The 23,202-nt window shown below is 70.2% G+C and carries 15 protein-coding genes; 2 read left to right on the top strand and 13 right to left on the bottom strand.

Annotated elements, in window-relative coordinates; genetic code table 11:
• Positions 1–25 precede the first annotated feature (25 nt).
• The 13 genes from FB560_RS19135 to FB560_RS19075 form a co-directional block, all read right to left on the bottom strand.
• Entirely contained in the window at positions 26–1,468 is a 1,443-nt protein-coding gene (locus tag FB560_RS19135; protein WP_141874300.1) for an RDD family protein, read from the bottom strand.
• Positions 1,465–2,190: a hypothetical protein gene (locus FB560_RS19130; RefSeq protein ID WP_141874299.1), complete on the bottom strand. Its 726-nt coding sequence runs from the start codon at positions 2,188–2,190 to the stop codon at positions 1,465–1,467. Before FB560_RS19130 ends, FB560_RS19135 begins: the two co-directional genes overlap by 4 nt.
• A complete protein-coding gene (locus FB560_RS19125; RefSeq protein ID WP_141874298.1) occupies positions 2,187–3,830 on the bottom strand; it encodes a serine/threonine-protein kinase in 1,644 nt (547 codons plus the stop codon). Before FB560_RS19125 ends, FB560_RS19130 begins: the two co-directional genes overlap by 4 nt.
• Complete coding sequence (locus tag FB560_RS19120) at positions 3,827–5,311, bottom strand: FHA domain-containing protein (RefSeq protein WP_141874297.1); 1,485 nt, start codon at positions 5,309–5,311, stop codon at positions 3,827–3,829. Before FB560_RS19120 ends, FB560_RS19125 begins: the two co-directional genes overlap by 4 nt.
• Positions 5,311–6,123 (bottom strand): PP2C family protein-serine/threonine phosphatase, encoded by an 813-nt coding sequence (locus FB560_RS19115; protein WP_141874296.1) that lies wholly within the window; start codon positions 6,121–6,123, stop codon positions 5,311–5,313. Before FB560_RS19115 ends, FB560_RS19120 begins: the two co-directional genes overlap by 1 nt.
• Entirely contained in the window at positions 6,120–7,466 is a 1,347-nt protein-coding gene (locus FB560_RS19110) for an RDD family protein (RefSeq protein ID WP_141874295.1), read from the bottom strand. The genes FB560_RS19115 and FB560_RS19110 overlap by 4 nt, the downstream gene beginning before the upstream one ends.
• Positions 7,463–9,865, bottom strand: coding sequence for a transglutaminase family protein (locus FB560_RS19105; RefSeq protein ID WP_141874294.1), 2,403 nt, complete (start codon positions 9,863–9,865; stop codon positions 7,463–7,465). Before FB560_RS19105 ends, FB560_RS19110 begins: the two co-directional genes overlap by 4 nt.
• Entirely contained in the window at positions 9,862–11,124 is a 1,263-nt protein-coding gene (locus FB560_RS19100; protein ID WP_141874293.1) for a DUF58 domain-containing protein, read from the bottom strand. Before FB560_RS19100 ends, FB560_RS19105 begins: the two co-directional genes overlap by 4 nt.
• A complete protein-coding gene (locus FB560_RS19095) occupies positions 11,124–12,095 on the bottom strand; it encodes an AAA family ATPase (RefSeq protein ID WP_141874292.1) in 972 nt (323 codons plus the stop codon). Before FB560_RS19095 ends, FB560_RS19100 begins: the two co-directional genes overlap by 1 nt.
• A 48-nt stretch (positions 12,096–12,143) precedes the next feature.
• On the bottom strand, positions 12,144–18,221 hold the full coding sequence (locus tag FB560_RS19090) for an Ig-like domain-containing protein (protein WP_141874291.1): 6,078 nt from the start codon (positions 18,219–18,221) through the stop codon (positions 12,144–12,146).
• 154 nt (positions 18,222–18,375) lie between these two features.
• Positions 18,376–18,945, bottom strand: a complete 570-nt coding sequence (locus FB560_RS19085; RefSeq protein ID WP_141874290.1) for a DNA-3-methyladenine glycosylase I — start codon at positions 18,943–18,945, stop codon at positions 18,376–18,378.
• 39 nt (positions 18,946–18,984) lie between these two features.
• Positions 18,985–19,824 carry a PfkB family carbohydrate kinase gene (locus FB560_RS19080; RefSeq protein WP_141874289.1) on the bottom strand — a complete coding sequence of 280 codons (840 nt, stop codon included), beginning with the start codon at positions 19,822–19,824 and terminating at the stop codon, positions 18,985–18,987.
• A 12-nt stretch (positions 19,825–19,836) separates the two neighbouring features.
• Positions 19,837–20,622: a GntR family transcriptional regulator gene (locus FB560_RS19075; RefSeq protein ID WP_170198218.1), complete on the bottom strand. Its 786-nt coding sequence runs from the start codon at positions 20,620–20,622 to the stop codon at positions 19,837–19,839.
• 138 nt (positions 20,623–20,760) lie between these two features.
• Between FB560_RS19075 and FB560_RS19070 the strand changes: the two genes are divergently transcribed.
• Complete coding sequence (locus tag FB560_RS19070) at positions 20,761–22,173, top strand: MFS transporter (RefSeq protein ID WP_229673010.1); 1,413 nt, start codon at positions 20,761–20,763, stop codon at positions 22,171–22,173.
• Positions 22,174–22,224: 51 nt separating this feature from the next.
• Positions 22,225–23,202, top strand: a complete 978-nt coding sequence (locus FB560_RS19065) for a nucleoside hydrolase (protein ID WP_141874287.1) — start codon at positions 22,225–22,227, stop codon at positions 23,200–23,202.

Raw genomic sequence — 23,202 nt, 5'->3', positions numbered from 1 at the left:
CGGGGGCGCGTCTCATCGTGTGCGGTCATACCCATTCCACCGTCAGCAGCCGGTCGCCGAAGCGCACGGTGTCACCGATCCGCAGCTCCGCCGGATGACCGGCGACCAGCGCGGTCTCGATCCCGTCGCGGATGATCGCACTGCCGTTGGTCGATGCACGGTCGACGGCGAACACGCCGCGTCGCGCAGGCATCACGGCCAGGTGCGTCTTGGAGACGGAGCGGGTGTCGTCGGCGACGCGCACCAGCTGCGCCTCGCCCTCGCCGGCGGCGGCAGCGGGCGCGCGCCCGAACAGTGTCGTGCCTCGCACCTCGATGCGTTCTCCCGAGTCGAGGATCAGCACGGCACGGGTGCCGGCGGGAGCGGCGGCGGCGGTCTGTGCTGCCGGGGTCGCTGCTGCCGGGGTCGGTGCCGATGCAGGCGCCGGCACCGCTGCCGGAGCGGCGGCTGCCGGACGCAGCACGGGCGGTGGCGCGAATGCCGGCGGCGAGACGGCCGCAGGAGGCGCGAACGACGCCGCCGGAGCGGCAGGAGTCGGCGCAGGAGTCGGCGCAGGGACGGGATCCGGCGCAGGCCGAGGTGCGGCGGCAGGCGGCGCGAAGCTCGGCGCCGAGGCTGCGGGCGGGGCTGCTCCCGTCGCCAGAGACGGCGGCACGGACGAGACGACCGCTCCTGCGACGGCTCCCTCCGCCTGCGGGGCGGCCGGGGTCGGAGTGCCGCCCCGGTGGGCGCCGATCACGCCACCCGACAGGCGCGCACTCGGCACGTACTCGGCGGGAGCGTCACGGTCGACCGGGGTCGCGAGCGAAGGCAGCGGTGCCTTCTCCTCATGCTCCGGGGTCTTCACGCGCTTGCGCGCGATGCGCATCCGCTTCGGGTCGTAGGGGTTGAGGCCGTGACGAACATCGACGAACCAGGTGGCGGCGGCGAGATCGAGCCACCCGCGACCTCGACGCTCGATGTCGAACAATGGCGAGAGCGCGATCACCAGCACGGGTCCGATCACGGGGATCAGGAACGACGCGCCCGCGACCAGATATCGCACCACGGCTCCGCGCCAGAAGCCCGGCCGCTCGAGCGTGCGGACGTTGACGGAGCGGATGCCGCACACCGCCTTGCCGAGCGTGACGCCCTTGCGGCCGTGCAACACCAGCTGCACCACCGTGTACGCGATCATGAGTCCCTGGGAGACGGCGGCGGCGACGATGAGCCACACCAGGTCGGAGCGCGCGAAGAACGCCTCCGGATCGAAACCGCCGGAGACGATCTCGGCGAGCACCGGGGTGAACGCGATGATCGCCGGCAGGGCGATGACCACCGCCACGGCCCATTCCAGCAGCGCCGCTCCGACGCGGGCCCCGCGGCCCGCCATGATCAGGCCGAGGGAAGCGGCGTACGCCGGATCGGGCCGTCCGTTCTTGTCGAGTCCCTCGATCTCAGGAGCGTGATCGTCGATCTCCCAGATCACTCCTGCTCTCCTTCTGCTTCTTCATCGTGGGAGGCGTCCAGCAGCGGAAGATCCGCTCGGGACACCAGGCGTGAGGCGATCACATGCTCGACGAGCCGGGCTCGCCGGTTCGTGGCGAAGCTGCGCTGACCGCCCCGCATCCCCGGAACGCCGATGCGGTCGAACTTGTCGCACACGTTGTCGAGCTTGCGGTTGAAGCGCGTGACCGTCCAGCCGAGACGTTCGGCCGCCTTCGCCGACGTCGGGATCTCGCTCATGCCCGTCCCGTCGCGGCGCAGCTGCGGCTCGGCGAGGGCCAGGATCAGCAGGCGCTGGCTGAGCGTGAGCGGCATGTCGCCGATCGTCGACGCCCCGCCGTCGTCGTGCTCGCGCTTGGTCGCCCGGAACGTCGGCTCGGCGGCATGCAGGGTCAGCTCGTACGTGGTGGGTCCCGCGCTGAAGACCACCGTGGTCTTCTCGAACACGAGCGGAAGACGAGCTCCGGGCGCGAGCCAGGCCTGCACCCCGCCGGCCGAGTCGGTGACCGTCGCCGTGAGTCGCGTCCCCACGTTCGACAGCCACCACAGCCCGTCGGCATCCGCGATCTCGAGGAAGTGCCGGTGCAGGAACAGGTTGTCGTCGAGCTCGAGGTCGCCCTCGCGCCCCACGATGAATCGCCCTCCGGCGCTCACGGGGAAGTACTCCCCCGCGAACTCGACCGTGACGCCCGCTGCGGCGCTCATCCGCACGCCTTGACCATGTCGGACGCCGTGCCGTTCGCACGGCGCAGCATCACCTCGATGCACACCTGCCCCGCTCCGGTGACCGTCGCCGTCTCGTCCTGCACCTGGTTCACGGCGCCATCACCCGCGGGGTCCAGGTTGGTCCAGAGATAGCTGTCGCCCTCGAGCGGGCTGGGGTTGGTCCAGGTGAACGTCACCTGATCCCCGTCACGGGTGGCCACGAGATCGGCGACCTTGGGGACCGCTTCCGACACGGGATCCTGCGGATCGACCGTCTCCTCCGAGGCCTGCGGGTTCGGCTCGGGAGCGATACCCGCCACGAGCGCGTTGAGACCGAAGATGCCGCCGACGATCAGCACGATGCCGGCGGCGATCAGCGTGATCCACAGGCCCTTGCGGCTGCGCGGCGCGGTCGGGGGCGTGCTCGCGCCCGCGGGCGGAGGGGGCGTGGGCGTCCCCGGCACGGAGGGCGCAGCCGGAGACGATGCGACCGCATCCGGGGCGACCACCATCGGGGCGCGCAGGATCGTACGCTCCTCGACGTCGGGGGCCGGAGTCACCGGGCGCGGCGGACGGATCTGCGTGGCCTCGACCGCGGGCTCCGCGGCGGCGGGGGCGTCGAAGCGGGGGATCTCGGTGGGTGCCCACTGCGGGCCGCGCGGCTGCGTGGCCGCGGACGGACGGGTGAACGAGGCGGCATCGGGGTCGATGCTCACGATCTCGCGCACGCGGGTCAACCCGTCGCCGTCATCCTCGAGCTCGTCCTGCGAAGGGTGCTCGTCGACGATGTCGATCGGCGTCACCGAGTGCGACAGCTCGATCTGGACCTTCTGCAGCGCGCGAGCGAAGGCGACGGCGCTCGGGAACCGGTCGTTCGGGTTCTTCGCCATGGCGCGGTCGAGCACACGCTGCAGGCTCTCGGGGGAATCCGGACGGTTGAGGGACTGCAATGCCGCTCGCTCGATGCGCTCGATCAGGTCGGCACTCGAGTTGCGCTCCCCCGGCCGTTCGAACGGAGACCGCCCGGCCAGCAGCGTGTACAGCGTCGCCCCCAGCGCCCAGACATCGGTGCGCGGGCCGCTCTGCGGCGGTTCGGCGAACGACTCCGGCGGTGACCACGGGATCGACATGCCGGATGCCTCGCCCGTCGCACCGGTCGTCGAGGCGATGCCGAAGTCGGTGAGTGCCGGCCGGTTGTACTCCGTGACCAGGATGTTGGCCGGCTTGATGTCTCGGTGCAGCACTCCGGCGCGGTGCGCCGTCTCCACGGCTCCGGCGACCTGCACACCGACGCGCAGCGCCTCGGCCACCGAGAACGGCTCCTTGCGAGCGCGCAGCTGGAGGTTCGGCCGCGGGCAGTACTCCATCACCAGGTACGGACGGCCGTCTCCGGCCACCCCCGCCTGATAGATCGTGACGATCGCGGGGTGCGTCGACAGCATCGCCATGACGTTCGCCTCGTCGGTGAACTCCTGCGCAGCGCCGCTCGAGATGCGGTCGGCGAGCAGCACCTTCACGGCGACACGACGACGCGGCATCTCCTGCTCATAGAGGAAGACATCGGCGAAGCCCCCCGTGCCCAACGGCTCCACATACGTGAAGCCGGGGAGTTCGGGTGGCGGAGAGGGGCGACGACTCACGGCAGATCCTCGAAGGCGACCGTCACGCCGTCACCGAGGTCGACCACGTCGCCGGAGAGCACGAGCGTCTGCTCGCCGGGGTGCAGCCGCATCGGGTCGGCACCGGGACGCAGCAGCGTCGATCCGTTCGTCGTGTGCAGGTCGATCACCACGACGGTGTCGCCCTCGGGGCGCACCTCGAGGTGGCTGCGCGAGATGTCCTGCTGGGGGCTCTCGACCGCGACGAGGTGCGGCAGGTTCGCGCCGCTCGCCCTGGTCGAACGCGGACGACGACCGATGATCACGGTGCGGTCGAGCGCGACGACCTGCCCGGTGGAGACGCGGATGCGACCGGCCAGCGGCGCATCCGACACCGGGAGCACGGCGGTGGGCACATCATCCGCGACCGGGGCCTGCTGACGCAGCGCGCGCAGTTCGGCGGCGGAGATCGTCGCGCCGTCGTGGTCCCCCGCCGCGGCGGGAGGCACCGGGGCACCGGGCACAGCGGGCACCGAGTGCACCGTGGCACCCCACATCTGGTCGAAGTCCTCATCGGTCGGCGGCGCGAGGGTGACCTCCGGCGCGTTCAGCAGCGACTCGATCACGGCAACCCCGTCGGTCTCCGTGTCGGACGGGGGCACGGTCACCGGCTCCGGCTCGATCACCGGCTCCGGCTCGATCACCGGCTCGGGCTCGATCACCGGCTCCGGCTCGATCACCGGCTCGGGGTCGGAGACCGACGCGACGACGGGGAGGGATCCCTTGGACGCGCTCTCCGTGACGGCGGGCTCCGGCGGCGCAGGCGCATCGGACTCATCCGCACGCGCGGGGGAGTCCGCGGACACGGAAGGCACAGCCCCGACGACCGGTACAGACCCGACAACCGGCACAGACCCGACGACCGGTGCCGCGGCGGGGATGGCGACGGGCGCCGCGCCCCCACCGAACCGCACGAGCGCGGGCACCGTGCCGCCTCCGAGAACCGCGGAGGAGACTCCGGACGTCGTCGCGTCGATCTGCGGCGCCGGGCCGAGAGCCGCCGTGAGCGCCGCCGCGTCACCGGGCTCGAGCTCGGCGCTCACGGCGGAGGCGCAGACGACCCCGCTCTGGGCGGGCAATGCCGCGCCGGATGCGGTCTCCTCGACCGTGATCTCGATGCGTGTCGCGCGACCGACGAAGCGCTCGCTCCAGGTCGTCACATCCGCACCCGACAGGTCGTGGGACTCCCCGGAAGCCGTGCTCACGCGCGCGACCACGCCGCCGCGCAGGGCGATGCGCACATCGTCGCCCTCCGCCACGGCCGCGGCGAACGGCGGAAGGGAGGAGAAGGAACCGCCGGCCTGCGTGGTGAGCACGTCGACCACGGTCGCCAGCGTCTTCTGCGCCGGCAGCTGCGCCCAGAGCCGGTCGATGACATCCCCGGGCACATCCGGCGGCAGGGCGACCAGCGCGCCCGGAATCACGATCAGGTACCAGGTCCCCGGTCGGTAGATGGTCTGCATCAGTGAACCCCTCCTGCAGCTTCGCGCGGACGCGTGTCCATGTCGATGTCCGTGTCGGTCTCGAGCAGCGTCCCGGGACGCGAGGCGACCGAGACGGCATCGACGACGATGACCGTGATGTTGTCGCGGCCTCCGGCGCTCACGGCGTCCGCGACGAGCACGTCCGCCGCCGCCTGCGGATCGGACGTGGTGTGGAGGACCTCGCGGATGCGGTCATCGGACACCTCGGAGGTGAGCCCGTCAGAGCACACCAGGATCCGGTCACCCAACTCGGCGGGGAACATCCAGTAGTCGGCGTCTCCCGTGCTGCTCGCGCCGATCGCCCGGGTGATGATGTTCCGGCGCCGATCGGTGAGCGCGTCCTCGGGAGTCAATTCGCCCGATTCGATCAGCTCCTGCACCACCGAGTGGTCGACGCTCACCTGCTCGAGCTCGCCGTCGGCGAGGCGGTACGTGCGCGAGTCCCCGATGTTGAGGGCCAGCCAGTAGCCCATACCGTCGACGGAGGCGATCACGACGCCGCTCAGAGTCGTGCCGGCCCGGCCGTTGCCCGACGTCGAGAGCTCCTCGACCCCTTCGCGGGCCCGGGACAGCGCGAAACGCACATCGTCGAGCTCGAGGGCGGATCGACCGATGAAGCGCGCGAACTCGGCGATCACCGTGGCACTGGCCCGCTCCCCCGCCTCGTGGCCGCCCATGCCGTCGGCGACGATGAACACCGGCGCGCCGGCGAGATGCGCGTCCTCGTTCAGCGCGCGCCGGAGCCCCGGATGCGTCGCCGAACCGGTCGAGACGACGAGCCCCGGCCTCACGCGTAGCCGCCGATCGTCACGATGCGGTCGCCGATCTCGATGGCGTCCCCCAGTCGCACGGGCACACGCTGCCCGGCGGGGCAGGCGATCCGCTGGCCTTCGCGCACGATGGTCATGCCGTTGGTCGAGTGCCGGTCGAGCACCCAGCCGCCGGAGACCTCGGCGGCCGCTTCGAAGTGCGTCTTCGAGAGCGACAGGGTCTCGTCGCGCACCGAGACGATGATCGCGCCGTCCTCCGGGGCGGGGTTGCGGCCGAAGATCGTGCGGCGCGACACCGAGACGCGCGTGCCGTCGTCCCAGGTGAACACCAGACGGTGACCGGGGATGCTGATGCGGGTGTCCTCGATGTCGGACTCCTCCGCCTCGAAAGCCGCGGCAGGTGCGGCCGCCGGCGGTGCGGTCGCGGGCGAGGCCAGAGGAGCAGCCGGCGCCGGCTCGGGTGCTGCGGGGGCGGGAGCGTCCGGAGCAGGGATCACCGGTGCGGGCGGCACGACAGGCGCGGACACCGGCGGCGTCTGCGCGGGTGCCGGTGCCACGCGAGCAGGGGCGGAGTCCTGTGTGATCCCGGGGACGAAGGCGATCAGGTCGCCCGCTTCGGGGATCGGGGCCGCAGGCGCGGCGGGCGCGGGAGGCGCAGCGGGTGCCGGTGCGGATGCGGCCGGGGTGGGGACCGGCTGCGGCGAGGACGCGGCGGGCGCGGGAGGAGTCGGCTGCCCGAAACCGGGCGCCGAGGCGGCGGTCGGCGGAGCGAACGGCGCGCCCGTGCGCGGCACCGGGTGCGGGAGGCCCGGGACGACGGGAGCCGCGGAGCTCGCGGATCCGGGAGCTCCGGAGGCGAGCGACGCCGGGACTCCCGCGGCCGGTGCCGACGGCACGGAGGACGCGGGCGCCTCCGCACGGGCATCCAGCATCAGCGCGTTCCCGACCTTGTCGTGCCATCCCTGGAAGCGTCCGGAGCCGTCGAACAACGGGCTGAAGTAGCCGACGACGATCGCGCCGGCCAGCCCGAAGATGACGTTGCGCAGCAGCGCACGGCCGAAGCCCAACGGCTTTCCGTCGATCGCCGAAGCCAGGCGCAGACCCTGCGCACGCATGCCGATCGAACCGTTGCCCGCCTGCATCAGCGTGTAGACGACGAACCAGGCCAGCAGCACCAGGCTGACGATCGGCCCGCCGATCAGAAGCGTGGTCAGAGTGCCCTCGAGCCCACCGGCGAGCGAGGCTGCGACCAGCAGGCCGCCACCGAGGACGACCCCGAGGCCGCCGGCGATCAGCGCATCGATGAGGTACGCCACGGCACGCCGGGAGATCGGCGCGACCTGGCCGAACGGTAGCAGTGTCATGGGGTCTCGCTCTCGGGTGAGGTGGACGTCGTGCCGGTGTTGTTCTTGATCGTGCCAGGTTCGCGGCGCACGCGCGCAGTGGCGGCGTCCTTCAGATTCTGCAGGCCGTTCGAGACCGCCGTCCCCCCGAGCAGGGAGCGCAGGCTGAGCCGTGCCCTCGTCCGCTTCCAGAAACCGGCTTCCTTGCCGAGGCCGCCGACGATGCCGTCGACCTCCTGCCAGAAGGCGTCGACGTCTTCGGGAGTCGGATCGCTGGGTCCGAAGACCTCTCGATCAGCACGCTCCGCCAACGCGGTGACCTGCGGCACAGCGAGACTGCTCGCGACGGCCGTGGCCTCCTCGACGCGGGTGCCGCCCGCGCCGACCTGTGCGCCGTAGTCGACCGCACGGTCGGTCAGCTCGTCCCAGCCGCCGCTGATCCGATCCGAAGTCCGCGGTGCCGAGCGACGCGCACGCCGCTTCGCGGCCTTCCAGGCTCCGATCACGATGAACGGCGACGCGAGGATCGCGAGGATCGCGAGGGAGATCCCGCCGATGAGCAGGATCGCGCCGATGATCCCGGCGAGGTTCAGGTTCTCGTCCTCGGACTCGCGGTCGTCCGGCAGCGTCGGGGGCAGATCGACCGGCTCCTGCGGCGGGGGCGGCGGCTGCAGCACCTGCGGTTTCGGGTCGACCCGCGGCTTGGTGTTCGTGTCGTTGGGGACCTGGTCCTCCGGCGGGGTGGGGCTGAAGGGGACCCACCCGGCACCCTCGAAGTTGATCTCGACCCAGGCGTGCACGTTGTCGCCCGTGGCCTCGAACACGGCCTCGCCCGCCTGCTCCTCCTCGGGGTAGTACCCCATCACGACGCGGGCGGGGATGTTGACCTCTCCTGCGAGCAGCGCCATCGCCACGGCGTACTGCTCGTCGTCGCCGATCATCTGGTCGCCGCCGACCAACGTCGAGATGCGCTCAGCGGTGTGGCCCGCGCGCGACAACACCTCGCCCTCCAGGCCGTGGCTGAAGAACCCTCCTTCGGAGAGGAAGGTCTCCAGAGCCCTGGCCTGCTCGATCGCGGTCTCCGCACCCGAGACGGTCTCCGCGGCGAGAGTGGTGAGCTCCTCCGGGACGTTGCTCTGCTTGGGCATCGGGACGGTCCCGAACGCCAACTCGGCGAGCTGCTCGTCGGTGTACTCGTTCGGCATCACGGCGTCGACCGTGTACTGATCGCCCTTCTTCAGCACGGGCGTCGCGACGGCGGTCTCCGTCGCGGTGTTCACGTAGGTGCTCCGACGCAGTTCCTCGGCGCGGGCGCCGTCGAACTCGATGTCCGTCAGAGCGCCGGCCGTGGGCATCCACACGCCGCGATAGTCCTCGATCGCGATCTTGAGGGTGACCGGGACGCCCTCGGCATCCGGCGACATGTCGGAACGCAGCGGAGTGAACGCGCTCGACGACGTCGGACCGCCGTCGGTGACGTTGTAGACCATGCCGTCGTACTGGTCCATGACCGCCGTGCGGACCCGCGCCCCCTTGGGCAGCCCCTGCACCGTGAAGAGGGTCTTCTCGACCTCGTCCCTCACGTTCTTGCGGAAGGCCTGCAGCGGGCTCGGGTAGTCGCGGATGTTGAACGGCGGGATGATCACGTCGCGGAAGACGTGCCTGCTCTCCGCCGGCGCGGCGATCGCGCTGGTCGCGACTCCCGCTCCGCCCGCGATCGCCAGCACCGCGACGCCGGCGAGCAGCCGACGCATGCGCATGTGCGCGGCGCGCGACGGGTCCACATCGCTGACCGAGACCGCGGCGTTCTGCGGCGCCCAGATCTGGCGCAGCGCGAGCCAGGCGACAGCGACCACCGCGAAGACCAGCCCCTGCACGATCGGGAAGGCCGGCTCCGGTGTGCCGAGGGCGATCACCAGCATGAGCAGCGCCGCGGCAGGGATCAACGCCCAGGCAACCAGGGAGAGACGCAGGGCCAGCGACGCCGTGAGGGCGGTGACGACCAGCGCGAGAAGGAACGGGACGAGCAGGTGCCCGTCGCTCGCGGCGACGGGCGCGACGGTCGTCAGCAGCTGCTTCCACGCCGTGACAGGGCCGAGCACCAGGCGCTGCAGGGTGTCGAGCGTGGGGACGACGCCGATGATCGTGGTCTGCGGCAGCGCCAGCGCACCGCCGAAGACGAAGTACGCGGCGAGCACGAGGCCTGTCGTGATCAGGATGCCCCAGCGGCGCCAGGCGGCGACGGCCGCGATCGCGAGACCGAGGAGGATGCCTCCGGCGACGGCGGGAAGGAACGAGGGGCCGCCGAACGTCGGCCAGAAGCCGATGAGCGAGACCGCGACCAGGAGGGTCGTCGCGCCGAGATCGAGGATCCAGCGCCGCACGGGAAGCACGGGGGACGCGGGGGCCGGAGCGGTCATGCGAGAACCTTCTGCAGAGCGAGGGGGACCTGCGCGAGCGCGCCGATGGTCACGACGTCGGCCTCTCCGATGCGCTGCAGCGCCGGCGACGACACGGAGCCGTCCGCGACCACGGCGAGGACGCGCGCGCCATAGGGCAGGCGGGAACAGGCGAGGCGGAGATCATCGGTGCGCACCTTCGAGCCGCACACCAGCACCACGACGCTCGCGAGCGGCATCGTGCGGGAGAGCACACCGGCCAACTCCGCGATCCCTCCTTCACGCGGCCTGCTCTCCTCGATCGCGGCGAGCGAATCGAGCAGCTGCTTTCCGGTGCCGGCGGCGAGTTCACGGCCCTGCACCCGCACGTCGACCCGCTGCGAATCGCGGATCGCGCGCAGGCCGATGGAGCCGGCGATGGAGATCGCGAGCTCGAAGTCCTGGTCCGAGGCGTAGTCGCCGGACGAACGGGAGAGTCCGATCACGAAGTGGGACCGTCGGGTCTCCTCGTACTGACGCACCATCATGGTGCCGGTGCGCGCGGTGGAGCGCCAGTGCACGTGGCGCAGGTCGTCGCCCGGCTGGTACTCCAGCAGTGCGTGGAACGACACGTCGTCGCGCGAGAGGTCTGCCGCAGGGAGACCCTCGAGATCGCGCAGGTATCCGAGCGACTGGCCGTCGAACAGCACCGTGCGCGGGTGCACGTACAGGTCGACGGGGTCGTCACGGCGGTGCGCGCGCTCGAACAGCCCGAGCGGGTCACCGCGGACGACGCTGACCGGCCCGACCTTCACGACCCCGCGCTTCTGCGTGGGGATCGCGAAGAGCTCCTCCGCCTCCTCGCCGGCGGCCAGACGCTGGATGCCGAACTCGCCGCGCCCCGCGCCGACCGGCAGCACGACGCGGGAGGGCAGGATCGCTCGCGTTCCGCGGTTCGCGAGGGTCAGCGCACCGACCGCCCGCTCCCCCACCACGACACGGGTGCGGGCGAGGTCGAGCGACACGTCGTAGGCCGTGCGCCCGATCAGGAACAGGGAGCAGAGCACGAGCGTGATCGCGATCACGACCGCAGCGACCGTGAACTCCGACCATCCGGCGAGTTGACCGAGGATCCAGAAGCCGACCACGATGGCCAGCAGCACCCACGCCAGCGGGCGGACCGCTGCGGCGATGCGTCGGAGGCGCGTCAGGACGCGCGCGCCGATGACGGCCGCGATGTCACGCCATCCGGCGTCGCGTTCCGTCTGCGCCGGCGGCGCCTGAAGTGCCTCCGCGGTCATCAGGCCGCCGTTCGAGCCTGCGGTGCGGCGACAGCGTCGAGCACGCGGGCGATGACCGCGTCACTGCTGGTTCCGGCGAACTCGGCCTCGGCGTCGAGCAGCAGTCGGTGCTGCCACACGGGTCGCGCCAGCGTCTTGATGTCATCCGGGAGCACGAAATGGCGTCCGTGGGCCGCGGCCCAGACCTTCGCGATACGGATCATCGCGATCGCACCACGCACCGAGACGCCCAGGCGGATCGCGGAGTCCCCGCGGGTGGCCTCGGCCAGCTCGGCGACATAGCGCAGCACGGCAGGCTCGACGTGCACGGATGCCGCGAGGTCGGCCATGTCGGCGACGGCACTGGTCGTGATGATGGCCGAGAGCCCCGCGGAGGGGTTGCGGTCCGAGGCTCCGGCGAGGATGCTCTCGGTGATCGCGAGGTCGGGGTAGCCGATCGACGTCTTGATCAGGAAGCGGTCGAGTTGGGCCTCGGGGAGCTTGTACGTCCCCGCCTGCTCGATCGGGTTCTGGGTCGCGATCACGAGGAACGGACGCCCGGTCTCGTGCGTGACACCGTCGACCGTGACCCGCGACTCCTCCATGACCTCGAGCAGTGCGGACTGCGTCTTCGGGGACGCACGGTTGATCTCATCCGCGAGCACGATCGACGCGAAGATCGGTCCCTTGTGGAACTCGAACTTGTGCGACTGCTGGTCGTAGATCGTGACGCCGGTCACGTCGGACGGCAGCAGGTCGGGCGTGAACTGGATGCGGGCGCTGGTGCCCTGCACGGTCGCCGCGAGCGCCTTCGCCAGGCTCGTCTTGCCCGTGCCCGGAGCATCCTCCAGCAGCACGTGTCCCTCGGCGAGCATCGACGACAGCACGAGGCCGACGATCTCCTTCTTGCCCTGCACCGCCTTGTCGATGTTGTCGACCAGACGCTGGAAGGTGCCCTGGAACCAGGCGGCCTGTTCGGGGGTCATGCTCATGAGTGTGTCGTTCCTGTTCGGTGGGAGTGTGAGGTCGTCGAGGGGTGCCTAGGGCCAGGTGGTCGCTTCTGACCAGCCGACGCCTTCGATGTCGGCCTGCAGCGTGCGGTTCATGCCACCGTGCCAGCACGAGAGCGTGATGGTGCCGTTCGCGGGCACGTTGTACCAGTTGTAGTTCGACACCTGTCCGGAAGACGAGCGATACGGCGTGCCGTTCTCGAGGCAGCGGATGCGGTACCGCCCCGGGTTGATGTTCGCTGTGTTCAGATTCAACAGGTAGCACGTGTCCGCACTGCAGTTGCCCGAGTCGGGTCCCTGCGACGCCCACCAGCGCGGCTGCGGGCGCTGACTCGACTGTGCGCTGTAGGTCGGGCTGACATCCGACCAGGCACCGGTCGTGTCCTGCGCCCTGACGCGGATGTTGTGCGCCTGGTCGTAGTCGTTGCCGACGTCGGTGGAACCGCTGATGCCGACGCCCTGCCAGCCGCCGCCGTCGATGCTGATCTGCACGTTCGCGATGTCGCGGCCGTTGGGCGATCCCGTGGCATTCCAGCTGAGTCGCACCTGCGTGGTCAGCTGCTGCGCGCCACCGGTCGGAGTGTGCGGCGTGCCGTGCGGGTTGCCCGAAGCCGTGTTCGACACCGCACCGGCGTAGGTGGTGCCGTCGACCGTGGCCACACCACGCACCTGCACGTTGTAGTTCGTGCCGTTGCCGAGACCGCCGATGACGTTGTTGCCCGGGATGCCGGCCCAGTTGCCGTTGTTCAGTCGGTACTGGTACGCGACCTCGCCCTCGCGAGCGCCATTGCGCGAACCCGGGTTGTAGGAGATCGTCAGCTGACGGTCGCCCTCGTTCGTCACACGGAGGCTGGTCGGTGCGCCGGGGGCGGTGACGCCGCGACGGGGCGCCGACTGCGCACTCCACTCGCCCCATCCGGCCTTGTTCTGCGCCCGGATGCGGTACGTGTACGCGGCCTCGGAGGTCGGCACGACGATGGCCTGGCTGGTCGCCTGCGCCCCCGGCGTGGCGGTGCGCACGACGTTGCCGCCCTCGAGCACCTGCAACTGGTAGCTCTGGATCGCGTCGCCGTTCTTGTCGGGCGCGACCCAGTTCACCTGCATCTGCGCCTGATTGCCGACCGGCTCGAGCTCCTGCGTCGTCGGTGCGTTGGCCGCGAGCGGCGGACCCGCCGGGATCTCGGAGGCCGACCATCCGCTCCAGCTGGAGGGGTCGGGCGCGCGGTTGTGCGCCTGCACCCGCACCTGGTAGTCGGATCCGTTCTCGAGGCCCTCCCAGACCAGGGAGTTGCCGGTCACTTCCTTCTGCGTGATGCCCGACGGCGGTGCCGGCGAGATCTCGAGCGTGTACCGGTCGACCGGGGACCCAGGGGTCGTCGGGGTCGTCCACGCCACCTTGAGCGACTTGTCGCCGAACACCAGGGTCGGCGGGTTGGGAGTGTCGGGGCGCGCATCCGGGCGAGCGATCTCCGAGGTGCCGGAGGGAGCGGACTCGCCGACGCGGTTCGTCGCCGTCACCTGGAATGCGTACTCGACGTTGTTCGTCAGCCCGTCGAGCGTGCAGGTGGTCGACTGGCACTCCTTCGTGTACGCGCCACCCGTCACCGACTTCACGGTGTACTTGGTGATCTCGGCGCCGTTGTTGCTGGGCGCGGAGTAGGAGATGACGACCGTACGGTCCTGCACACTGGTGACGGTCGGGGTTCCCGGCGCCCCCGGTACGTCCTGCACGGTGACGACGATCTGGCCGTTCACCTCGCGATCGGCGTCCTCGGTCGCATCCTGGATGCGATAGCGCACAACGAGCGTGCCGACGAAGCTCTTCGCCGGGGTGATGGTGACCTCGGAGGCGGTGTTCGACACGTCCGCGGAGCCGGACTCGGCGACGGCCGAGACGATCTTCAGCGGAGTCTCGGGGAACGGATTGACGTCGTTCGCGAGCGCAGGGACCGTGATCGTCTTGCCGGCGTCCGCCTCGGCGACCGTGTCGGTGTTGGCTGCGGCGAGCGAACGGGTGGATGCCGTCACCAGGGCGGTCACGGTTCCTTCGATGGGCTCGGTCTCGCCGTCGCTGATGCGGATCTTCAGGGTCGCGGTCGCGCCCTTCTTGGCATTCGACGACGCCTCGACGTACAGACGATCGTTCTCGACGCGAGCGGAGATGCCGTTGGTGTCCCCGCCGATGAAGGAGTAGGTGTGCTTGCCCTCGTCCTCGGGGTCGGGGTCGTCCGTGAGCGCGGCCAGGTCGAGCGGGGTCTCGGGCTCGCCGGGCGCGACGCTCACCTGCCCCTGCAGGAACGTGGGCTGCTGGTTCTCGGGCGGCAGCACGTTGATCGGGATGCTGAGCGTCGCCTTGCGGCCTTCGGGGTCATCCGGCCCTGTGCCGTCCGTGACCTCGAAGGTCAGCGAATCGGGTCCGAAGAAACCCTTCTCCGAGGTGTACACGAGGGTGCCGGGGTCGAGCAGCAGATCGTCGCCGTTGGCGTGGTTCGCGGTGATCTTCGCCTTCTCGGTGATCGTCACCTCGCCCCCGCCTGCGACCGTCACGTACTTGTCGAGCGGCAGCTCCTTGGTCTCGCCGCTGACGACCTCGACGGGCTTGGTGGAATCCAGCGTCGGGCGCAGGTCGGCGCGCGAGGGCACGAAGATGAACGCGGATGCCTGAAGTCCGTCGGGATCGGTGAGCGTGTAGCGGATCAGCTGCAGCTCCTCGGTGACGGTGACGCGGACCAGACCGCCTTCGAGGAGGGTCCCGCCCTCGCCGACCTCGACGTCGAGCTTGTCCTTCGTCCCGTCCGGATCCTCGTCGTTCTTGAGGATCTCGAGATCGGCGGACAGGCTGCCGTCCTTCAGGTCGGCGGGCTGGAGCCGATCGTCGCGCGCGACGGGAGCCTTCAGCGGCACCTCCTCGTCGACCGTGATCTGGAGCGTCGCCGTGGCGGTGGCGCCGCGGGAGTCGACCACCGTGTACTGCAGCGACGTCTCCATCTCCTCGTTCGGCGCCTGCACGAGCACGCGATCGCCCGAGACCCGGGCGGTCAGCGCCTCAGGAACCTCGAGGCCGTCCTTGACGAGCTGGAGCTTGTCGCCCTCAGGATCCGAGTCGTTGTCCAGCACCGGCACCGCGATCTCACGACCGGGGCGTACGACGACGGCATCCTTCACCGCATACGGCGCCTGGTTGATCTGCTCCGCCGGGGCGACGCCGACGCGGATGGCCGCCGTGCCCTCCTTGCCGAGGCGGTCGCGGACGCGGTAGGTGAAGGCGTCGACTCCGGAGGATCCCTCGGCGGCCTCGTACGTGAAGTAGTTCGGACCCACCTTCGTGATGCGGCCCTTGGTCGGGCTCGAATCGATGCCGATGAGCTCGACGGAATCACCGTCCGTGTCGATGCCGTCGAGCGGCACCGCGATGTTCACCTCGCTGCCGGCGAGGGCACGAGCCGTGAGGTCCTGAGGACGCGGAGCGGCGTTCTTCTCCTCGTCGATCGGCAGGATCTGGATCGTGACGAATCCGGCCGCCTTCTGCTGACGCGAGTCGACCGCCTCATACGTCAGGTACACCGTCTTGGCCTCAGGTCCGGCCTTGAACCGCACCTCGTCCTGCGAGACGAAGGCCTCTCCGTCCTCCGGGTCGACGAGCGGCTCGATGAGCTCGGGCGAGAGGTGCAGCACGTCATCGCTGGGGTGGGTGTCGTTGTCGAGCACCGGGATGGTCACGACGTCGCCGGCGCGCACGGTGGCGGTGTCGGCATTGGCTGTCGGCGGCAGGATCTGATCGGGGGCGGGGATCGGGATCACCACGACCTCGCCGTCTGCGGACTTCGAGCCGTTCGAGATCCGGTACGCGATGCGCACCTCTTCCTGAAGAGCACCCTGATCCGTGATCCGCAGCGTCTCGTGGTTGAGCACCGAGACGCTGATGCCGCTTCCCGGGTCCAGCGACACGGACTGCACGACGAGGATGCCGCCGGCGGGGTCGGTGTCGTTGTTGAGCACGCCGAGCAGCACGTCACCGCCGGTGGGCAGCAGAGCGACATCGCGCACGGCGACGGGAGGCAGATCCGTCTCGTTCTCCGGCATCACATCGACGCGGACGAGTCCCTCGCCGTTCTTGGGACCGGTCGTGACCTGGTACTGCACGTAGTAGACACCGGGCTCCGGCGCGACGAACGTGAACGTCTTGTTCTGGGTGTTCGGCTGAATCGTCGCCCCGGGGGTGTCGAGCACCCGGCTCAGACGCAGCAGCTCGCGACCGGCGCTCGTGTCGTTGACCAGCGGGGCGACGGTGACCTGCTCCCCTGCGCGCGTGACCACGTGGTCGGCGTTCGTCTTGGGGTTCGTCGATCCCTGCGGGCGCACGTCGAGTGTGAGGGTCGAGCTGGTCGTGAGTCCTGATGCGTCGGACACGACGACCTGGACCTCCTTGCGCCCCTGCAGGCTCGCGGTGGCCTTGTAGGTCATCTGACCGTCTTTGCTGAAGTCGACCTCGTCGCCCTCCGCCGGGGTGACGCTCTGCAGATAGATGTCGTCGCCGTCCGGGTCGATCCAGTCCGGAAGGATGTTGTACGAGATCGTGCCGCCGGTCTCCACGGCCAGTGCCGTCTTGCGCTTCGCCTGCGGGGCGTCGTTCTCGTCCCAGGGGTGCACGGTGAGGGTCACCACCGCGGTGTCCTTGCCCTTGCGTCCGTCGTCGGCCTCGTACGTGAACGTGGCGGTGCCCGTCGCGTCCTCGTCGACGGCGATCTGCAGAGACCCGCCGTTGTTGACGGCCTGGACCGTGCCGATCGACGGCTGCTTCTCCGCGAGCGCGGCGACGAGCACGTCGCCGTCGGCGTCGTTGTCGTTGTCGAGCACGGGGAGCATGGTCGTGGCACCAGGGCGCACGCCGTAGGCATCGTCCGCAGCGACGGGCGGGGTGTTGATGTCGCTGCGCTCCGGCAGCGTGGTCTCGACCGTCTCCTCGGTCGAGTCGTCCTCGTTCTCGGTCTCGCCGTCAGGAGGAGTGAGGTCGTTCCAGTTGTCGACGCGCTGCAGGCTGTCGTCGGCCATCCAGGCCGCGCCGCCGACGGCGTCGTTCAGGATGATCACATCGCGGTTGACGCGGAAGACCAGGCTGGCCGAGTCCTCGGCACCGTCGACGACCGCGTTCACGTCATTCGCGTCGCCGGGGCATTCGCGGACGAACTTCGCGGAGCCCGCCCATGCGCCGTACGTGCAGCCGCGCAGCCAGACCGGGGCGGCCGCGGTGCCGTTCGCGCCGACGGCGGTCTCGGTGGCCTCGCTGCCGTCGAGCGGCACCTCGAGCAGCGCCGAAGCCGTGGCGACGGCCACGGCATCCGTGTCGGCCGATGCCTGCTGCAGCACCGCATCAGCGGCGCCGTCGATCTCGGTGCGGAACCCGCCGGGTGTCATCACGACTCCGGCTGCGGCGTCGAGCACGACCGGCGTACGTCCGACCGCGGTGATCGTGGGGCGTACAGACGCGTCGATCTCGCCGACGGAGGCCGCGGAGGGTTCGCCCGCCTCCCCCTCGTTGTCGACGGGGACGGTGACGACCTCGCCGCGTTCCGCCGACAGCGCGAACACGGTCCCGTCATTCGCGACGGCCACGTCGGCGTTCTCGCCGAGCTCCACGAGGGGCTCGCTCGCCTCGATCTCGAAGCCCGCGATCGCCTGCACGGGCACGACCCAGAGGTCGCCGGACTTCTCGTCGAGGATGGCGGCGGTGCGGTTGCCGAGTGCGACCTTCGCGGTGGTCGGGATCGCGGCGGAGTCGCCCAGCGAGATGCGCGCCGGGTCGACGGTGGTGACGGTGGAGGCGCTGTCGTCGACCACGAGGACCGTCGACGCCGCCTGAAGGATGTCGTAGTTCTCGCCCGTGGTGCGCAAGCCGCCGTCGAGGACGGTGGACTCGTGGTTGAAGTGACCGACGAGCAGACTCGAGGTCTTGGTGATCCAGACGCCGCCGTCGTTCAGGTCGACCTTCGTCGTCGGGAAGCCCTCATAGGTGAAGGCCATCGTCGTGATGGCGATCACGCCCACCGTGACGCCCGCGGCCGAAGCCAGCGTCTTGGGTCGCGCACGCATCCATGACAACGCCTTCATACCCGGTTCCCCCCAGGGTCGCACTTCCGACTCCCACCACCAGCCGAAAGCCCGCGGCGTACCGGTCCATCCTAACCGCGCTGTGGTAATGCTCTCGATGGGGAGAAGTGCCCATGAGGCGTTGCGGTCGCATCGGCCTCGGGGCAGAGGCCGATCAGGCCCGCCAGCACCCCTGCATGTGGTCGTCGACCATCCCCGCCGACTGCATCAACGCGTACATCGTGGTGGGTCCGACGAACCGGAAGCCTCGACGTCGCAGCTCCTTGCTCATGGCGGTCGATTCCGGAGTGACGGGGGGCACATCGCCCATCGACGCCGGTCGCGATGCGGCTGCCGGCGGGGCGAACGACCACATCAGGGCGTCGAGCTCCCCCTCCGCCATGCCGCGGACGATCTGCGCATTGCCGATGGTCGCCTCGATCTTCGCGCGGTTGCGGATGATCCCGGCATCCGCCATCAGTCGCTCCACGTCGCCCTCGTCGTACTCCGCGACCACGTCGGCGTCGAACCCAGCGAACACCTCGCGGAAGTGCGGGCGCTTACGCAGGATCGTGATCCACGACAGCCCCGCCTGGAACCCCTCCAGCGCCATCTTCTCGAACAGCGCACGGTCACCGTGCAGCGGACTGCCCCATTCCTCGTCGTGATAGCGGCGGTATTCGGCATCGTCGCCCACCCAGGCGCAACGGGCGCGCTCGTCGGGGCCGATGATCAGGGAGGTCATCCGCTCAGGCTATCCGCCGCGACCGACATCGCTGCCGGGTCAGGGCGCGAGGTAGGTGTCATACGACGAGAGCAGCGGCTGCGAGCGCGGGTCGGCGACCGCCGCCGCGCCCACGGCACACGCTGCGGCGAGCGCAGCGGCGGCGGGGACTCCGGACGCGAGGCCGATCGTGAGAGCGGCGCAGAACGCATCCCCCGCACCGACGGTGTTCTCGACGGTCGTCTGGACGGCGGGTGCCGACGCGACCTCGACACCGGACTCGAACAGCCGCGCGCCGTCCGCTCCGTAGGTGACTGCGACGCGCTTGGCCGTGCGCAGCGCCGGGATCAGCGCGTACTCGGTCTCGTTGACGATGATCAGGTCGGCGCGCTCCAGGACCGCGTCGGGCAGGTCGCGTGCCGGAGCCGCGTTGACGGCCAGGTAGCCCTGCACCTGCGCGGCCAGCGCGACCACGAGGTCCATCGAGATCTCCAGCTGTGCGAGCACGGCTTCCTCCGCTGCGAACACGACGCCGTCGAGCTCGATCGCGCCGTTCGCTCCCTCGCACACCGCGATCTGGTTCTCGCCCTCACGGTCGACCACGATCAGCGCGACGCCGGTGGGCTGATCGCGGGTCTGGATGCTCGTGGTGTCGACACCGGCCGCAGCGAGCTCCGAACGCATCCAGGCGCCGTCGGCGTCCGTGCCGACCGCACCGATCATGCGGACCGTGGCTCCGAGCCGCGCCGCCGCGGCGGCCTGGTTCGCTCCCTTGCCGCCGGCTTCACGGACGAGTCGCCCTCCTCCCACGGTCTCGCCGGCCCGCGGAAGACGGTCGGCGCGCGCGGTGAGGTCGACGTTGATGCTGCCGACGATGGTGAGCGGAAGGGATGAGGACACGAAGGCTCGCAATCAGGAGGTGGTCTGGACGACGGAGAGATGACCGACGCGGGACGAGACGATGCACTTGGCGAGGTACACCGGCTTCCCCGCCGTCGTCACGGTCTGGGTGAGGATGAGGACGGGGTCGGCCGGCCCGAGGCCGAGGAGTGCTCCGCGGGAGGAGCCGACGACGTTGACCGTGATCTCGCACACCGCCGAGTCGAAGACCGCTCCCGCCTGTTCACGCAGGGCGGCGAGCACGCTGGACGAGGAGGCGGCGGCGGCCTCGAGGCCATCGGCGATCTCCTGGCTGATGTCGCTGAGGTAGCGTCCGGCCGGCAGATGCTCCTGCAGGATCGCGACCGGCTCCCCGTGCCTTTCGACGACGGCCTCGCGGAACCACGTGTTGGCCGCGGGGTCGAGTGCCAGCTTGCTGGAGGTGAAGTCGGTGGTGGACTGCAGATCGAAGCTGATGGTGCGCACGACCACGTCGTCATCACCATCGGACAGTGCCTGCTCCAGCGGTCGCAGCTCCTCCAGCCCCACTCGGGGGAGGTCGTCGGCGACGAAGCGGCCGATGCCGCGCCGGGTGATGATGAGACCGTCCTCTTCGAGGAGCATCAACGCCTCCCGCACGACCGTGCGGCTCACGCCGAGTGCGACGCCGAGCTCGGTCTCCCGCGGAAGGGCGGATCCGAGTTCGAAGACTCCGGAGCGGATGCCGTCGGCGATGCGGGAGTACACCGCCACGCGCAGCGGTTGCCCGACGGTGCTCGTCAGACTCCGGCCGAGGAACTTCTCGATGTCCGTCGCCATGTCGTGCTCCTTCCCTGCGCTCGAACCCGAACGCCCTCCGTATTCAAGCATGAGTGGACATGTGTTGACCATGTTGGACCGGAGAGGTATAACATCATACAAGCCTCACCCGAGGGCATCCATGACGAAGGAGTCTCCGTGCACACCCACGCCCCCACCGCTTCCCCGGACATCGTCGCCCGTGAACCCGTCCGCGGGCCCCGCGCCGTCGCCCTGGTCGCGACCCTGATCCTGGGCGTGCTGTCATACCAGCTGAACGCCAGCATGATCACCCCTGCGCTCCCCGACATCGCGAAGCAGCTCGGAGAGGACATCGGGCAGGTCTCGCAGGTGTCGTCGCTGTTCTTCGTCGCGGGCGCCGTGGGCGGCGTCGTGCTCGGCCGCTGGAGCGACTTCATCGGCCGCAAGCGGGCACTGTTCATCGTGCTCGGGCTCCTGTCGGTCGGCACCCTGCTGTGCCTGTTCGCGCCGAACCTCACCGTGCTGCTCATCGGTCGGGTGCTGCAGGGCGCGTCCAGCGCCGCGTTCCAGCTCGCCTACGTCATCCTCAGCGAGTCGCTCAGCGCCAAGGTGTTCGGCACCACGCTCGGCATCATCACGGCCGTCAACGGCGGCGTCGGCGGGGTCGACGGCTACATCGGCGGCCTGCTGAGCGAGACGTTCGGATTCCGCTCGATCTTCGTCGTGATCTTCCTGGTGGGCATCCTGGCCATCGTGTGCGTCGCCCTGGTCATCCCCGCCTCCTCCGGCGGAGCCTCGACGGGCACGATGGACTGGTGGGGCGCCGCGGTGCTCTCGATCGCTCTGATCAGCGTGACCTACTTCGTCTCCTCCGGTCCCAGCGCCGGCTGGCTGTCGCCGATCACGCTCTTCTACCTCGCGGGCACTATCGTTGCGCTGGTGGTGTTCTGGTTCGTCGAGAAGAACCGCGCCACCCCGCTGATCGCCGTGCAGCACCTGCGCTCCCGCCAGGTGTGGCCCGTGCTCGCGACCACCGTCCTCACCCTGTCCAGCGTCTTCGCCGTGATCAACTTCACCGTCGTGCTGCTCAGTCAGGACGCCACGAACGGCTTCGGACTCGACGCCGCGACAGCCGCGCTCCTGTTCCTCGCGCCGCCGGCGCTGATCGGCGTCTTCGCCGCGCCGATGTCGGGCTGGCTCGCCGGTCGCAAGGGCTGGATCCCGATCCTGCGCATCGGCATGATCGCCTGCCTCGCCCTGCTCATCGTGATCGCGATGATGCCGCAGAGTTTCTGGGTCGTCTTCGCCATGATCGCGCTCCTCGGCGTGACCTACAACGGCATCGTGCTGACCACGATCAACGGCCTCGGCGTCGTGCAGTCCCCCGCCGAGGCGCCGGCAGCACTCCCCGGACTGAACGGCAGCGCATTCGGGATCGGCGCGGGTCTCGGCATCGGCATCGTCGCCCCGTTCGCCGCACAGGGCACCCCGGGCGGCTACGTGACCGCGCTGTGGATCTCCGTCGGGATCACGGCGCTCGCCCTCATCGCCAGCTTCCTGATCACCCCGCGCACCGCGACAGAGAACTGAACCATCGGGCGGCCGCACCCGCGGCCGCCCTCCCGACCACCGGAGCACTCCATGTCCCACACCCCCGCCCGCCCCGTCTACTTCGACTGCGACACCGGCATCGACGACTCTCTCGCCCTCGCGTACCTGCTGGGTTCGCCCGAGATCGATCTCGTCGGCATCGGCACGGTCAGCGGCAACACCAGCGCTGCGCAGGCCGCCGTCAACACGCTCGGGCTGCTGGCGCTCGCCGGACGCACCGACGTGCCCGTCGCCATCGGTCAGCACGACTTCCTCACCCATCCGTTCGACGGCGGAGCCCCGCACGTGCACGGCGACAACGGCATCGGCGAGATCGACGTGCCCGTCGCCGAGCGTCAGCCGGAGGACGAAGACGCCGCCCACATGCTGATCCGACTCTCACACGAATACCCGGGCACGCTCGAGGTCATCACGGTCGGCCCGCTGACGAACATCGCGACCGCGCTCGCGCTCGACCCGACACTGCCCTCGCGCGTCGCGAACCTCACCGCCATGGGCGGCGCGGCCCTCGTGCCCGGCAACATCACCCCCGTCGCCGAGGCCAACATCGGCAACGACCCGGAAGCGGCGGCCGCCACCCTGTCCGCGGGCTGGCCCGTCGTGCTCGTGCCGCTCGACGTCACGATGGAGAACGTGTTCGACGAGGACGACCGCGCCGCACTGCTGGCCGCGGACGTGCCCCTCGCGCGGGCCGTCGGCGAGATGCTCGACTTCTACTTCGACTTCTACGTCTCGACCTACGGCGAGCGCAGCAGCGCCCTGCACGACCCGCTCGCCGCGGCGATCGCGGTCGGCGGCATCACGGCGACCAACGCCCCGGCCGTCGATGTCGTGGTCGACACCTCGCAGGGACCGGCACGGGGTCAGGTCATCTGCGATCTGCGCGGCCAGCGCCGGGGACCGGTCGACCAGCCCGGTGCCACCGTGCGCGTCGTGCTCGCGACCGACGCTCCGCTCGCCCCGCACCTGATCGCCCGCATGACCGCGGCACAGGTGCTGGTCGGCTGA

Origin of the sequence: Microbacterium saperdae (assembly GCF_006716345.1) — a bacterium.
In the GTDB taxonomy this organism is placed as follows: Bacteria; Actinomycetota; Actinomycetes; order Actinomycetales; family Microbacteriaceae; genus Microbacterium; species Microbacterium saperdae.
This window is presented reverse-complemented; position numbering and strand designations above follow the sequence as displayed.